The organism is Pseudomonadales bacterium, assembly GCA_024234615.1.
Lineage (GTDB): Bacteria > Pseudomonadota > Gammaproteobacteria > Pseudomonadales > IMCC2047 > JAJFKB01.
Genome location: JACKNY010000003.1, coordinates 505,100 through 520,597, shown reverse-complemented (window position 1 = coordinate 520,597; position 15,498 = coordinate 505,100). Strand labels below are relative to the sequence as shown.

At 47.2% G+C, this 15,498-nt stretch carries 14 protein-coding genes; 7 read left to right on the top strand and 7 right to left on the bottom strand.

The genetic code is table 11. The features are described from left to right. The first annotated feature begins 16 nt into the window (after positions 1-16). Positions 17-1,270, top strand: coding sequence for a tryptophan permease (mtr, locus tag H6995_15205; GenBank protein MCP5216348.1), 1,254 nt, complete (start codon positions 17-19; stop codon positions 1,268-1,270). A 77-nt stretch (positions 1,271-1,347) separates the two neighbouring features. Here the strand turns inward: mtr and H6995_15200 are convergent, their stop codons facing one another. After that, on the bottom strand, positions 1,348-1,905 hold the full coding sequence (locus H6995_15200; protein ID MCP5216347.1) for a MarR family transcriptional regulator: 558 nt from the start codon (positions 1,903-1,905) through the stop codon (positions 1,348-1,350). A gap of 156 nt (positions 1,906-2,061) precedes the next feature. Here H6995_15200 and H6995_15195 point away from each other — a divergent pair, with 156 nt between their 5' ends. Then, positions 2,062-3,315: an Nramp family divalent metal transporter gene (locus H6995_15195; protein ID MCP5216346.1), complete on the top strand. Its 1,254-nt coding sequence runs from the start codon at positions 2,062-2,064 to the stop codon at positions 3,313-3,315. A 91-nt stretch (positions 3,316-3,406) separates the two neighbouring features. Here the strand turns inward: H6995_15195 and H6995_15190 are convergent, their stop codons facing one another. The 6 genes from H6995_15190 to H6995_15165 all read right to left on the bottom strand — a co-directional run bounded on the left by H6995_15190 (position 3,407) and on the right by H6995_15165 (position 10,143). Next, positions 3,407-4,285 carry a DMT family transporter gene (locus tag H6995_15190; protein ID MCP5216345.1) on the bottom strand — a complete coding sequence of 293 codons (879 nt, stop codon included), beginning with the start codon at positions 4,283-4,285 and terminating at the stop codon, positions 3,407-3,409. A 70-nt stretch (positions 4,286-4,355) separates the two neighbouring features. Continuing rightward, the gene (locus H6995_15185; protein ID MCP5216344.1) at positions 4,356-5,804 is read right to left on the bottom strand and encodes a potassium transporter; all 1,449 of its coding nucleotides are present in this window, start codon (positions 5,802-5,804) and stop codon (positions 4,356-4,358) included. 53 nt (positions 5,805-5,857) lie between these two features. After that, complete coding sequence (gene trkA, locus H6995_15180; GenBank protein ID MCP5216343.1) at positions 5,858-7,231, bottom strand: Trk system potassium transporter TrkA; 1,374 nt, start codon at positions 7,229-7,231, stop codon at positions 5,858-5,860. A gap of 39 nt (positions 7,232-7,270) precedes the next feature. Continuing rightward, a complete protein-coding gene (gene rsmB / locus H6995_15175; protein MCP5216342.1) occupies positions 7,271-8,575 on the bottom strand; it encodes a 16S rRNA (cytosine(967)-C(5))-methyltransferase RsmB in 1,305 nt (434 codons plus the stop codon). 55 nt (positions 8,576-8,630) lie between these two features. Then, positions 8,631-9,602 (bottom strand): methionyl-tRNA formyltransferase, encoded by a 972-nt coding sequence (fmt, locus tag H6995_15170; GenBank protein MCP5216341.1) that lies wholly within the window; start codon positions 9,600-9,602, stop codon positions 8,631-8,633. Positions 9,603-9,636: 34 nt separating this feature from the next. Beyond that, on the bottom strand, positions 9,637-10,143 hold the full coding sequence (locus H6995_15165) for a peptide deformylase (protein ID MCP5216340.1): 507 nt from the start codon (positions 10,141-10,143) through the stop codon (positions 9,637-9,639). Between the two features lie 185 nt (positions 10,144-10,328). On the opposite strand from H6995_15165, the gene H6995_15160 reads away from it, so the two are divergent. From H6995_15160 to rfaD, 5 genes are all read left to right on the top strand, one after another. Further along, positions 10,329-11,378 (top strand): LysM peptidoglycan-binding domain-containing protein, encoded by a 1,050-nt coding sequence (locus H6995_15160; protein ID MCP5216339.1) that lies wholly within the window; start codon positions 10,329-10,331, stop codon positions 11,376-11,378. Between the two features lie 35 nt (positions 11,379-11,413). Beyond that, a complete protein-coding gene (gene dprA, locus H6995_15155; protein MCP5216338.1) occupies positions 11,414-12,559 on the top strand; it encodes a DNA-protecting protein DprA in 1,146 nt (381 codons plus the stop codon). Between the two features lie 136 nt (positions 12,560-12,695). Beyond that, positions 12,696-13,874 carry an alanine--glyoxylate aminotransferase family protein gene (locus H6995_15150; GenBank protein ID MCP5216337.1) on the top strand — a complete coding sequence of 393 codons (1,179 nt, stop codon included), beginning with the start codon at positions 12,696-12,698 and terminating at the stop codon, positions 13,872-13,874. A 42-nt stretch (positions 13,875-13,916) separates the two neighbouring features. After that, positions 13,917-14,477: a hypothetical protein gene (locus H6995_15145; GenBank protein MCP5216336.1), complete on the top strand. Its 561-nt coding sequence runs from the start codon at positions 13,917-13,919 to the stop codon at positions 14,475-14,477. Between the two features lie 71 nt (positions 14,478-14,548). Then, entirely contained in the window at positions 14,549-15,493 is a 945-nt protein-coding gene (rfaD, locus tag H6995_15140) for an ADP-glyceromanno-heptose 6-epimerase (GenBank protein MCP5216335.1), read from the top strand. Positions 15,494-15,498 lie beyond the last annotated feature (5 nt).

Sequence of the window (15,498 nt, the reverse complement as noted above, 5' to 3'; positions counted from 1 at the left end):
TGGTGAGGCGAGCCCAATGACAACAGAGATTGTAAGGAGTCCAAAAACACCGTCGGTGATAGGCGGAGCGATGATTATCGCTGGTACAGCAGTTGGTGCAGGGATGTTTTCTTTACCGACGGTTTCATCTGGAATGTGGTTTTCCTGGGCGCTATTGTGTTTGGTGTTTACTTGGTTTTGTATGTTTCACTCTGGTCTTATGATTTTGGAGGCTAACCTAAACTATCCCGTGGGTGCGAGTTTTGATACCTTCGTCAAGGATTTACTGGGTGTTGGCTGGAATATCGCCAGTGGGTTATCGGTTGCTTTTGTGCACTATATTTTGACCTACGCTTATATCAGTGGCGGAGGTTCCATCGTCATTCATACCCTAGAATCAACTATAGGCGCCGCCCCGCCGCCTGCCATAGCTACGCTACTGTTTGCTTTTGTTTTGGCTTTTATCGTTTGGCTCAGCACCAAAGCGGTAAGCCGGATAGCGACCATATTAATCGGTGGGATGGTTATCAGTTTTATCATTTCCGTGGGTGATTTGACGTTTAGTGTTAAAGCCTCGATTTTATTTAATACCTTGGAACAAAACCCAAGCTACCTACCCTTTTTATTTGCGGCCCTCCCCTTCTTTCTAACCTCTTTTGGGTTTCACGGTAATGTGCCGAGCCTTATGAAGTACTACGGCAAGAACCCTATAATTATTCGAAAATGTTTACTCTATGGTTCGTTGCTATCGCTTGGTGTATTCATTGTCTGGCAGGTCTGCACTATGGGCAATGTCCCACGGGCTGATTTTCAGCAGATTGTAGCTGATGGTGGCAACATAGGTGTTTTAGTTGCCGCAGTGAGCCATACGGTGGACAGTGAAAGGATCTCCGCCTTACTAAACATGTTTGCCAATCTCGCCGTGATTTCGTCATTCCTGGGTGTTGCCCTCGCATTATTTGACTATATTGCCGACCGATTCAATTTCGATGATACAGTTTTGGGCAGGACGAAAACGGCAATGGTGACCTTCGTGCCACCAACACTCGGCGGACTATTTTTCCCAGATGGGTTTTTATACGCGATTGGTTTTGCCGGGTTAGCGGCGACAGTCTTTGCTGCTTTTGTACCTGCATTAATGGTAAGAGCAAGCCGAAAGCGCTTTGGCAGCCCGCACTATCAGGTATGGGGTGGGAATGCGTTGGTCTTGCTTATTTTTCTGTTCGGGCTGTTGTATGCCGCTTGCCATATTTTAGCCATGCTCGGCTTATTGCCAATTTATGGTCGCTAACTGGTTGTTTCAGGTAGGATATTGCAAAGAGGAACCCGGTTTAGCAAGAGCCGGACTCCTCTACTTTAGGTCGCTGGTTATTCCCATTCGTCATCAACTTCACTTTCAAGATGCTCTAGATGCCGGTCTAACTTATCCAAAATTCTACCTAGTGTTTTTAGTTCTTGAGCAGTTAAGCCTGCAGAGATTAGTTTGCCGGTTTCCATGCGCTTGGGTGTAATTTGATCATGAAATTTAGCGCCGGCCTGGGTTAAATAGATGAGCAGTCGACGCCGATCATGTTTTGACTGTAGTGTATCGACAAAGCCAATACTTTTTAATGCTTTAACGGCCCTGGAAATGGTAGCAGCATCAAGGCTGGATATGCTGGCCAGTTGGCCATTTGTGAGGCCTCCGTAAGCTCCCAGTAAAGCTATCACGCGCCATTCTCTGTCACCAATAGGAACTCCAGACTCTTTAAGTAAAACTGATAGTTTATTACCTGTATCTGACATTCTTAGGCCAATCTGAAAAAAACGAAAGGGTAAGAATGTTTGCAAATCAATGGGAAATTTTGTTGGTGCGGACCTTTTTCGTGAGGACAGTGTCATGGCACTTGATTTTGAACCAGCCGTTGCGGATTTATTCCTGTTCATGAATTTAACCTCTTAGTGCTAGACGGCATTATTTGGTTATTATACAAAGGGTAATGTGAATTTCAATTTAGTTGAAGCTTCAATAAAATATTTGATGTTGCATTAAATAAAATGTAACGTGAGTTCCCATAAAAACCAGAAGGCTTGGGTTTACTGATGAATTTATTTAAAACATGTGGAGAAAAACTCGGCCCAGGAATGCTATTTGCTGCCGCTTGTGTGGGTACATCCCATTTGGTGCAGTCTACGCGAGCAGGCGCTGATTATGGTTTAGCACTTTGGTGGGTAATTCTACTCGCTTGCTTCATTAAGTATCCGGTATTTTACTTTGGCTCTGCCTATGCGGCCGCGACAAAAGAGTCGCTTATCGCGAGCTATTTCCGTCAAGGGCGCTGGGCGGTTTACTTTTTTAGTCTTGAGTTATTTGTAAACATGTTTATTGCTACCTCCGCTGTGGCGCTAATAACGGGTGGTTTGGTCAATAACATTATGGGGTTTGGCCTGAATCCCGCCGCTATGACGAGTATCTTGCTGGTGGGTAGCAGTATCCTTTTAGTGTCTGGAAAATATCACCTGTTTGAAAAGGTCACGACTAGCTTCGTTGTCTTGTTTACGGTCTTAATTTTGGTCGCAGTTTTGCTAGCCATTCCAAATTTATCAATTAAGCCCGCTGATTTTTCACCGTTGGTAACGCTAGATACCAAGACGATACTTTTTATTATCGCTTTTGCTGGTTGGATGCCAACGGCGATGGGCGCTTCGGTCTTTCAGTCGCTTTGGGTCTGCGCTAAATCTAAAGATTTAAAGCGGCAGGTTACACCCCAAGAAGCGCGATTTGATTTCAATCTGGGATATATCGGGACGATGGTGTTAGCCTCTTGTTTTCTCCTCCTCGGCTCTATCTTTATGCGCCAGGAAGGAATCACCATCGCGGAATCTGCTACTGGGTTCGCCGGTCAGTTTATGGGGTTGTTTACACAATCGATTGGGTCATGGGCCTATCCGATTATCGCCATCGCAGCGGTGGCGATCATGTTCTCAACATTGTTAACGCTCATGGATGCCTGTCCTCGTGCGCTTACGGGTATGGTTAACACGCTAAAACCACAGGCCAGAGAAAAGAATCATAGTTTATTTTCTTACAACGGGTTTATCGTTCTGCAATGTCTTGGAGCAATTCTTATCGTACTGTTGTTTATGCGTTCATTTAAATCCTTTATAGATTTCGCCACTAGTGTTGCCTTTCTGGTTGCTCCGTTTATAGCCTTTATTAATCACCGTGCCATGTTTTCTAGCATTGTGCCAAAGGAATTGCGCCCCGGGTTTCTGCTTAAGGGCTGGAGTCTGCTTGGCATGTTGAGTTTGGCGGCATTTGCGCTCTGTTATTTATATTTTGGTATTTTTAATTAAGCGACGTTAATATTTCAAGGCTGATACTTAATCAAAAATAGAGATTAAATCGTGGATGAATTTTCTAGGCAGGATCAAATTATAGGGTCATTCAGCTCGATGGACTGGATCTACGTATAACAAACAGGCTGCTGGAGAGCGCCAGCATGACGCCAGCAAAGTTCATTGTTGTCCATTGGAAATTTTCATAAAGCGTAGAAATGAGCAAAGCGACTATCGGGAAAAAGATAGTGGTATAGGCAGCCTTACTTGGGCCGATTCTAGCTATCAGCGTTAAATAACAAAAAAAAGAAAGCACTGTACCCACTATAATCAAATAGGCCAGTGACGCCGTATACGAGAAGCTCGGATCAAAGGTAAATACTTTGCCATTCACTATTGCAAACAGGCCTAGAAAAAAGGCGCCGTAAGCCATGCCGTAGGCATTACAAGTAAATACTGGCAAAGCCGCTGCGTGATTCCTGACTGATACCATACTGCCTAACGAAAACAGAGTGATCGCACAGAGGCAGAAAACTAAGCCAAAGAGTACATCGCCTCCGACGGCTAAATGTCTCAACTCAGGCCAAAAAATGAGTGCGATACCAGAGACCCCCACCATTGCGCCCAAGAGCATAAATGGCTCAATACGACGACCAAAAAAGAGTAGTTCAAAGAGAATATTCACCACCGGTGCAAGAGCAAATACTGTTGCAAGTAGCCCGGTCGGAATGGATTTTGCCGCCCAATAGGTTAATAAATAATTCAGACCAAACATCATCACTCCCAGGAGTGCGAGGAATTGATGGTCTTTAAAAGCAACCCTTAACCGTTGTCTCTTAATTATTGCTAGCAGGAAAAAAATAATGGAGGCGATACCGAATCGATAAACCAGAGAAACTTCTGGCGCCACGGTGGTGAGCTGAAATTTAATCGCGATCCAGGTTGACCCCCAGAATAAAACGGTAATAACAAACAGAAAACCACTCATCAACCCACCAGAGCCAAATCACGTTCGGCGCGGAAATATACTAATTTTGTAGAAGCTACGGTGAAAATTACTATTTTCGCCAAAACATGGGAGAGAAAATTACAATCAAAGTAAAGACCTCAAGTCGGCCCAATAACATCGACAGGCATAGCACCCATTTTGCCGGGTCGTTCAAATCGCCATAATGCGCTGCGACCCCGCCCAAGCCAGGACCAAGATTATTGAGTGTAGCGCCAACAGCCGACCAAGCGGTTACTTGGTCAATACCCGTAGCAAGCAATGCCATCAACATAAAAACGAACACCAGCATATAGACGGAGAAAAACCCCCAAACAGCTTCAATGACTCGTTCAGGCACAGAATGAGCACCTAATTTGATGGAGAAAACGCCGCTTGGGTGGATCAGGCGCTTAACTTCACGAATACCCTGTTTATAGAGCAAAAGAATACGGATGACCTTCATGCCGCCACCTGTTGATCCGGCGCAGCCTCCTGAAAAAGCCGCCACGAAAAGTAAAAAGGGTAGCAGGCTTGGCCAATTGGCAAAATCTGCGGTGGCAAACCCTGTTGTAGTCGCAATGGAAACCACCTCAAAAATGCTAGCGCGAACGGCTTTGAGGGCTGGATAGGTACCGCTGTATATGAGGACACCAAAGGTTATCAGTACGACGACGCCCACAATGGTGAGATAAAACTTGAATTCTGGATCATGGAAATAGTGCCGCAGCCGCCGATTACGCCAAGCGAGAAAGTGAAGGCCAAAATTAACACCGGAAATGAGCATAAAAATGACGGCTATTGATTCTAGTAATACACTATCGAAGTAAGCAAAGCTGGCATCATGGGTAGAAAAGCCACCAATAGCAACGGTGGAAAAGCTATGGCAGATGGCATCAAAAGCACTCATACCGGCCGCCCAATAAGCCAGAAAACAGAGTAACGTCAAGCTAGCGTAGATATACCATAGTGCTTTGGCTGTTTCGGTAATACGCGGGGTTAGCTTACTATCTTTGACGGGCCCAGGTGTTTCGGCGCGATACAGCTGCATACCACCAATACCGAGCATGGGTAATATCGCTACTGCTAGCACAATGATTCCCATGCCCCCCAACCATTGTAATTGCTGCCGATAATAGAGTAATGAATTAGGTAGTGCGTCAATACCGGTAATAACCGTTGCACCCGTAGTCGTTAAACCGGATATGGATTCAAAGACCGCATCCGCAAGGCTTAAAGAAACCGCTTGATTTAAATAAAGCGGTAGAGCACCGAACAACCCCAGCACCGTCCAGAATAGGGCAGTGATGATAAAACCGTCTCGGGTTCTCAGCTCATGTTTACTCCTTTGGAAGGGCAGCCAGACTAGTAGACCGGTACAAAAGGTAATGCCGAAAGCCATGAGAAATGCGTTGCTGGCGGATTCGTTATAAATCAGGCCAACCGCTAAGGGAATTACCATGGTAAGGCTGAAGACCATGAGCAATATACCCAGAATGCGTAAGATAACTGTGAAATGCATCGCTATGTTTGTTGCTTATTGTTGTTTTGGGCGTATGAAGTAGACATTAGCGGTTAAAAGAAACTTATCCCAACTTGAAATAACCGCTCGACTTCGCGCACCTTACTTTTATCGGGTAGAAAAAGAATGATGTGGTCGTCGCTTTGAATAACGACATGGTGATGTGCAATCAATACCTCCTTATCGCGCACAATAGCGCCAATCGTGGTTCCTTCAGGTAAGGTGATTTGGTCCAAGGACTTGCCGACAACGCGTGAAGATTGGCTATCCCCGCGAGCTATGATTTCGATTGCCTCAGCAGCACCGCGTCGTAATGAATGGACTGTCACAATATCGCCACGTCGGACATGCCGTAGTAATCGGCTTACAGTGATTTGCTGAGGGGAAATGGCGATGTCGATATCCCCGCCCTGAACCAAGTCAACGTAGGCAGGGTTGTTTATCAGCGTTATTACTTTTGTTGCCCCCAGTCGCTTAGCGAGCATGGAGGACATAATATTGATTTCATCATTATTGGTAAGCGCGCAGTATACATCGGCGCTATCAATACTCTCTTCCAATAACAGCTCCTTATTAGATGCATCGCCATGCAGTACGATGGTGCGATGGAGCTCCTCTGAAAGGGCACGACAACGGTTAACATCGTGCTCTAAAAGCTTAACCTGAAACTGCGCTTCCAGGTCGCCAGCGAGGCGTGCGCCAATATTACCACCGCCGACAATCACTACGCTTTTGTAGGGCTTGTCGATACGACGCAATTCGCTCATTACTTGGCGAATATCTCGCTTTGCCGCGATAAAGAAGACTTCGTCATTGACTTCGATCAGGGTGTCGGCGCGGGGTACAATGGCTGTACCTTTACGGTAGATTGCGGCTACGCGGGTATCGACCGCAGGTAGATGCTCACGTAAAGTACGAATTTGATTGCCGACCAAGGGCCCACCATGCACCGCACGTACGGCAACTAATTGTGCTTTACCGTCAGCAAAATCGAGCACCTGAAGTGTGCCAGGATTTTTGATAAGACGGCTGATGTGATTGGTGACTTCCTGGTGCGGACTAATGATTTCATCGATGGGTATTGCCGTGCGGCTGAAAAGTTTACCGCGCGTCAGGTAGTCTGCAGAGCGAACCCGGCTGATTTTATGTGGCGTATGAAATAGCGTATAAGCTACTTGACAGGCGATCATGTTGGTTTCGTCACTGCTGGTTAGAGCGATCAACATATCAGCGTCTTCTGCTCCCGCCATCTGCAACACGCTGGGAGAAGAAGCGTTGCCATATACGGTGCGAATGTCCAGCCGATCCTTGAGCTGATCTAACTTATCACCGTCGTTATCCACCACAGTAATATCATTTGCCTCACCGGCTAGGGTTTCGGTAACTGTGGTGCCAACTTGGCCGGCACCTAAAATAATTATCTTCATGGGTAGAGATTATTGTTTTTGTGGCATAGAGCCGCCATGTTAATTTGATGGAGCTTTGGCAAGCTTCGAATAGTAGAAGCCATCACTGCCCCCTTCCGTCGGTAATAAATAACGCCCAAACTCCGCAGCGATACCCCATTCGGCAGTCACTTTTTGCGCCGCGGCGTCGCTAGTTTTGCTGATAAATTGTTCGATCACCTGCTCATTTTCTTGCGGTAATATCGAACAGGTAGCGTACAGTAATAATCCACCAGGCTTGAGCAGCGGCCAGAGTGCGGTGAGCATCGCTAATTGTTGGATTGCAAGCTTATCAATATCCGCGTTTCGACGCAGTAATTTTATATCGGGATGGCGACGAATAACGCCAATTGCGGAGCAAGGTGCATCAAGTAGAATTCGGTCAAAGGGTCTGTTGTCCCACCATTGCTCAGGTCTGGTCGCATCACCTTTGACTATAGTGGCCGTTAAACCCAACCGCTTTAGGTTTTCAGCAATTTTTAGAAGACGATTACCGTCATATTCCACCGCGACGAGTTCTCCAAGTTCGGGCTGTTGTTCGAGCAGGTGGCAGGTTTTTCCACCGGGTGCGGCGCAGGCATCCAGAATCCGCATTCCGGGTGCCGTTTCCATCAGGCTGGCAGCCAACTGTGCCGCTTCATCCTGAATACTCACGGCGCCTCGCTCAAAATGTGGTAATTTATTGACAGCGCAGGCATGACTAAGCTGGATACCTGACTTGGCCCATTGGCAGGGGTGGGCGGTAATACCGTTTTCTAATAACAGGTGAAGATAATCGTTTCGATGGAGCTGTTGCTGGTTTACTCTCAGCGTCATGGGTGCTTGCGTATTATTTGCAGCACAGATATTTTCCCAATCATTAGGCCATGTTTGTTTCAATCGAGCTAATAACCATTTCGGGTGTGAATATTTGTATTCTTGCCATGCGGAAAGCTCTTTGAAGAGGTCATCTTTGTCACGTTGGAAGCGTCTAAGTACGGCATTGACAAGTCCCATCGCCCAGGGCTTACCTAAAGTGGTGCAGGCTTGAACCGTTTCGCTGACTGCTGCGTGGGCGGGTATACGCATATACAACAGTTGATAAAGGCCAAGTAGTAGCAGGGCTTGAATATCGGTATCTTTTTGTTTTAAGGGTTTATCCAAAAGCCTTTGGACAAGGCAATCCAATTTGAGCTGCCAGCGGCAAACACCATAGCACAGCGCCTGTGTCAGGGCTTCATCCTGAGGGCTTAACGGAGTTTTTCGAAGAGGTAGCAGTTCGTTTAAGGATTGTTGGCGTAAGAGGACTTTTGACAATATTTCAGCGGCAATAGCTCGGGTGTCCATATTAAGGACGCTCACAATACAGAGAAGAGGGCATTATTTAGTGACAAATATTTCATTAAGCAGAAGAGAATTGGTCGTTTTTACAAAAAATAGTGGTTTTTGCTTTCAATACTTCAGCCACCGGCAGGGTTTTCCCTCCAGGCAGCTGGATTTGTAGTAAGCGGAGCACGCCCTTTCCGCAGGCCACATCAATTCCTTGTGCGGTAGCTCGAATAATAGTACCGGGATTTTCGATGCTGGTTTCGTCCAATGCGATTGCAAGCCAGATACGCACGCGATGATCACCCAATTCGCTAAAAGCCACAGGCCAGGCATTGAAGGCGCGTACTTGCCGTTCCAGTTGTTTCGCATCGGCAGACCAGTCAATACGAGCCTGCTGTTTTTCCAATTTTGAGGCATAGCTGGCTTGGGCGTTATCTTGTTTTTGCGCTTGTGCCTGAATACTTGGTAAATCCTCTAACACGGCGAGTAAGGTCTTGGCTCCTAAGTTGGCTAAACGATCATGCAGGGTGCTGGCGGTATCCGTCGGTGCTATATCGCAAGCGGCTTTTAGCAACATGTCGCCAGTGTCCAACCCTGCATCCATCTGCATGATAGTAATACCAGAGTGGGTATCGCCAGCCAGAATGGCATGCTGTATCGGTGCCGCACCGCGCCAGCGCGGTAATAGTGAAGCATGGATATTGATACAGCCATACTTGGGTATTGCTAGTGCTAATGGCGGCAGGATGATGCCATAGGCGGCAACCACCATCAGATCGACATCCAATGATGTTAATTGCGCCAGTACCTCAGCGTTCTTTAAACTAGTGGGTTGAAAGACTGGTATATGTTGCAGCTGAGCTAGTTGTTTAACCGGACTGGCGGTTAATTGGCGACCTCTACCCGCTGGGCGATCAGGCTGGGTGTAGACGGCGACTACCTGATGCGAGCTATCGAGCAGCGCCTGTAGGCTGACGGCGGCAAAATCAGGGGTACCGGCAAAAACGATACGTAGAGGATGTGTGATGGAGGTTGGTTGATTCATTATCAATTGTGGATTTGGGATGAACTAAAAGAAATCAAAGCTGCAGCCGTTCTAACTTCACTAGCTTTTTGCGAATGCGTTGGCGCTTTAACGGAGAAAGGTAATCAACGAAAAGCTTGCCGTTAAGGTGATCTATTTCGTGCTGAATACAGACGGCTAACAATTCTTGGTCTTCTATTTCAAACGGCTGTCCCTCCTTATCCTGGGCGCGAATAATGACATGGGCGGGCCGTTTAACCAGCTCATAAAAACCAGGTACCGAAAGACAGCCCTCTTCCATTTCTTCAAATTCGTCTCCTATAGGCTCGATTTCGGGGTTTATAAAAACGAGCGGTTGGTTCTTTTCTTCAGAAATATCCATCACCACTAAGCGCTTTTGTACATTTACCTGAGTTGCCGCCAAACCAATGCCGGGAGCGGCGTACATGGTTTCCAGCATATCTTCCGCCAGCTGGCGGATGCTGTCGTCGATTTCTTCAATGGGCTGAGCTATTTTTCGCAGTCTGGGATCAGGGAATTTAAGGATGTTCAGTAACGCCATAGGGACAAAAAACTCCAATTGCGGTAAGCAATGCGCCAAGATACTATACCAAGGCTTCTATGCGTATAATTTTTTTGGCGATAAATTGCGGTAAAAGCTATATTAAACAGGCATAGTTGTAAATTTGTTCTATTATACAGAATACTATTTGGTATTTTACTACCCGAAATTTAAGGATTCATGCCATGAGGAAAGTGCTTTTTGGGTTCCTGACTGCTCTGCTGTTGTCGGTGGCGGCCTACGCAGAGCATCACGAGGGGGACAACCCGCTGCGATTGGATCACCCTGATAGCTACGTGGTTAAAAAGGGAGATACGCTTTGGGATATTTCAGAGACGTTCTTAAAAACCCCTTGGTTATGGCCAGAAATTTGGCAAGTAAACCCACAGATTGAAAACCCGCATCTGATCTACCCAGGGGATGTCATTAGTTTGATCTATGTTGGCGGTAAACCACGGCTGGTATTACAGCGTGGCGACGGCAGCAGAACTGTTAAATTGACGCCCCAAGCGCGCATTGAGCCTTTGGATACAGTGATTCCAGCGATTCCCCTCGATGCTATCGACGCTTTCCTCAATCGCAGCCGTGTGGTTGATGCGAAGACTTTAGATGACGCTTCCTATGTGATTGCTGGACATGAGGGGCGAATTGTTTCGGGCGGTGGTGATAAACTATATTCACGTGACAATCAGGATGGTGGCGTTAAGCTATACTCATCCTATGGTGTGTATCGACCGGGTAAAAGATATGTCGATCCTGATACAGGCGAAGACCTCGGTATGGAAGCCTTTGAAGTGGGTCTTGGTAAGATAGTACAAAAAGAAGGTGATATCGCTACGATGCGGGTTAACACCAGCAACGAAGAAGTACGTCTCAATGATCGCTTATTGCCCACTGAAGAAGCCAAGGTGATACCCACCTTTTTCCCAAGCTCTCCAGCGCAGGAAGTAGAGGCTAAAATTATTTCTGTCTTGGGTGGTGTCAGTCAGGTTGGGCAGTTTGATGTGGTCGCCATAAATAAAGGCGAGCGGGAAGACATCAAAGTTGGTAATGTCTTGGCGATCTACCATCGTGGTGGCAAAGTAAAGGACCGAATTCGCAAAGAAGTAGTGCAATTACCTTCTGAACGAGCGGGCATACTCATGGTGTTCCGAGTCTTTGAAAAAATGAGCTATGGTTTGGTACTAAAAGCACAGCGCCCATTGGCGGTGTTAGATGAGTTAAAAAACCCCTAACGAAAATCACTTAAACGTTGGATCAAGGATGATCGATGAACGTAACAGATAGCAAACAATTAGGGCCATGGTTGGCCCTTTTTCATATGTCCTTCCCGTTAAAAGTCAGTCTCGGATTAATCCAATATTTCGGTAGTCCGTCTGCGCTCTTGAGCGCCAGTGATACTGAGTTGGAAAGCTTAGGGGTTAGTGAAAAAATTAGGGCGGCCATTCGACGTTACCAAGAACATCCGCAAAGTGGCAAACTATACGATCTAATCAATGCATCCTTATTATGGGCGCATGAGCCTAATCGACACCTGATCACATTAGATGACCATCGTTATCCCCCGCGTTTGAAAGAAATTACTGCGCCGCCGTTACTACTATTTGTACAGGGTTCCCCAGCACTGCTTGCAACCCCCCAAATGGCAGTGGTGGGAAGTCGGCATGCAAGCCCTAGCGGCATCGAGACAGCTAATCTTTTTGCTCGCCAGTTGGCCGAGCGTGGCCTGACAATCACTAGCGGCTTAGCCTTAGGGGTGGACGGTGCAAGCCATCAGGGAGCCCTGATGACTGGACGACCGACTATCGCCGTGATGGCAACTGGGGCCGATCAAGTTTACCCGCGTCGGCATTTTGACCTTGCACAAGAGATTTGCCAACAAGGTGCGCTAATTACAGAGTTTCCACTTGGAACAACACCAAAACCTGCATATTTTCCACAGCGAAATCGTGTTATCAGCGGGTTAAGTTTGGGCGTGTTGGTCGTTGAAGCGGCGTTACGAAGTGGCTCGCTTATTACCGCGCGTTATGCAGTTGAGCAGGGTCGAGAAGTCTTTGCCATGCCTGGATCTATCCATAATCCCACCACCAAAGGCTGTCATGAAATGATTCGCCAGGGCGCTAAGCTGGTTGAAACCCTGGATGATATTTTGGAGGAATTGAGCCCGCAATTGTTAGCGGATGTTCAATCGTCAGGGCAAGGTTCTGAGGTAAAGGAGTCAGAAGCTGAAGAGCTTTGCGGAATGTCTCGGCAAGTGCTTGACCTGGTGAGCCATGAAGTAACCTCAATGGATCTGTTGGTGGAGCGCTCAGGGTTGCCGGTCGTTAAACTGAGTCAAATTTTAATGCAATTAGAGTTAGATAACCGAGTAGTGAATGTTGCAGGAGGTTTTATTCGGAAAATTTCCCGAAGATAAGTGACTATTGATAGTTAGCCCGGGTTTGTCGGACAATGCGGCATTTTTTTGCGAGACAGAAACTGCTAAAATGCGCTCCTTTTTTAGCGACTTTCTTGGTTTAGCCTATAACAGTTAATGATCAACGGGAATTTCTATGAGTATTAAATCATTCCATCCGCCTGTTCGTACTTTGATGGGGCCAGGCCCTTCCGATGTTAATCCACGAATTCTTGGTGCTATGGCGCGTCCGACCATAGGTCATCTGGATCCTGACTTTGTAATGATGATGGATGAGACGAAAGAGCTGTTACGCTACGCCTTCCAAACAGATTATAGCTTGACGATGCCGGTTTCCGCGCCGGGGTCAGCTGGCATGGAAATGTGCTTTGTGAACCTGCTGGAACGTGGTGACAAAGCCATTGTTTGCCAAAATGGCGTATTTGGTGGACGCATGAAAGAGAATGTAGAGCGTTGTGGTGCAACCGCCGTTATGGTGGAAGACCAATGGGGCACAGCGGTAGATCCGAATAAAGTGGAAGCGGCGCTGAAAGCTAACCCTGATGCCAAGGTGCTGGCCTTCGTTCATGCGGAAACTTCAACGGGAGCGATGTCAGATGCCAAAACCTTAGCGCAACTGGCCCAGGCCAATAACTGTTTAACCATCGTCGATACGGTTACCTCGCTGGGCGGTTCGGAGTTAAAGGTCAGTGAATGGGGGTTGGATGCGGTTTATTCCGGTTCGCAAAAGTGCCTCTCCTGCACGCCGGGTTTGTCGCCGGTAACTTTCAGTGAACAGGCATTGTCCGTGATTAAAAATCGTAAGACCAAAGTGCAAAGCTGGTTCCTTGATTTAAATCTGGTGCTGGGTTATTGGGAGGGCGACGGTAAGCGCGCCTATCATCATACTGCGCCAATCAATGCACTCTATGGGTTGCATGAGGCTTTGGTGGTTCTGCAAGAGGAAGGGATTGAAAACGCTTGGGCGCGGCACTGGCAGAATCATCACGCACTCAAAGCAGGGTTTGAGGCAATGGGGATATCTTTCGTCGTCAAAGAAGGTGATCGGTTGCCGCAACTAAATGCGGTAACTATTCCGGATGGTGCTGATGATGCAATTGTGCGTTCGCGTTTGCTTAACGAGTATAGTTTAGAAATCGGTGCCGGTTTGGGGGCGCTAGCGGGTAAAGTTTGGCGTATTGGGCTCATGGGATTTGCCAGCAATCAGAAAAATGTACTGTTTTGCTTGGGTGCCCTAGAGGCGGTGCTAGCTGATATGGGTGCTAAAATCAATCAGGGTGTCGCCGTGGATGCTGCGACCAAAACCTATCTTTAGCCAGTTTGGATATTCAAACCCAACAAAGCTGAGGACTGAGATGTGATTGAGATAGTGCAGCGAGAAACTGCTCCTCATACGCCAGTAACGTCGATTATACGCCGTCGAATATTGGTTGGGTCCGAGCAAGAGTTTGACCAGTGGTCGAAAGGGATTGCGCGCGCCTGTAGCCAATTTCAAGGGCACTTGGGCACCCAGCTTATCAAGCCGACTAATCCGCGCGGTGAACATGTCACCATCATTAGTTTTGATAAGTACGAAAATTACCGGCAGTGGGAAGAATCTGAAGAGCGCTGTCAATGGTTGGAGCAGGTAAGACCGCTGACGGAAGGTACGCCCTCCAGAGAGCATATTGAAGGGCTGAATTATTGGCTGTTATCGCATGGTAAGAAGGCAAGGTCGTGGCCACCAGATTATCGTATGGTGCTAATTGCGTTTTGTGCGATCTGGCCTATCGTCCATTTTGTACGTCCAGCGTTGGCGCCTTATATGCCAAGCCATCCTGTGTTAGCCTCCATTGCCTCTACCGCGATTATTAGTCTTATTATGGGCTATTTGTCTTTGCCGCTGATGGTTAAACTGTTTAGGCGCTGGTTAAACTAGATGGCGGTTAGGGCTAGTGGTTGTGCTAAGCTAATGCTGCCAATACGATCGTTTATTTGAGGAACGGGTTAATGATTATTGTGACAGGTGGTGCGGGATTTATCGGCAGTAACCTGGTAAAGGGATTAAACGAGCAGGGCCGCAAAGATATATTGGTGGTAGATAATCTTTCCGATGGCACCAAATTTACCAATCTTGCGGATTGTGAAATAGCCGATTATCAGGATAAAACCGATTTTCTGGCACAGCTAAAAGCTCGGCAGCTGCCAGCCGATATCGAAGCGGTTTTTCATCTCGGCGCCTGCTCGGCCACCACCGAGTGGGATGGTCGTTACATGATGGAAAATAACTATGAATATACTAAGCAAGTTTTCCACTACTGTATTGAAAAACGTATTCCCATGATTTATGCCTCCAGTGCGGCAGTCTACGGTGGCAGTGAAGTCTTCAAAGAAAGCCTGGAAAACGAGCGCCCGCTGAATGTTTATGGCTATTCCAAGTTTTTGTTTGATCAGTATCTCAGGAGACATCAGGCAGATATTCAAAGTCAGGTTGTTGGCTTGCGGTATTTCAATGTCTATGGCCCGCGGGAAGCGCACAAAGGCAGCATGGCCAGCGTGGCGTTTCATTTGAATAATCAAATGCATGAGTCCGGCAGAGTAAAACTTTTTGCCGGTTCAGACGGCTATGGTGACGGTGAACAGCGCCGGGATTTTATCTATGTCGGCGATACGGTCAAAGCCAAGCTCTGGTTTCTCGCCAATCCCGATAAATCAGGGATATTTAATCTTGGCACAGGGCGTGCGCAGCCATTTAACGATGTGGCTAATGCGGTGCTTGCCTGGCACAAAAAAGGTGAATTGGAATACATTCCCTTCCCGGATCATCTGAAGGGTCGTTATCAAAGTTTTACTCAGGCCGACATTAACGCGTTACGCCAAGTCGGTTACGCGGAACCCTTCAAGACTGTCGAAGAGGGCGTGCAGAGTTATTTGGACTGGCTCAATGCGTGCTAATCGTG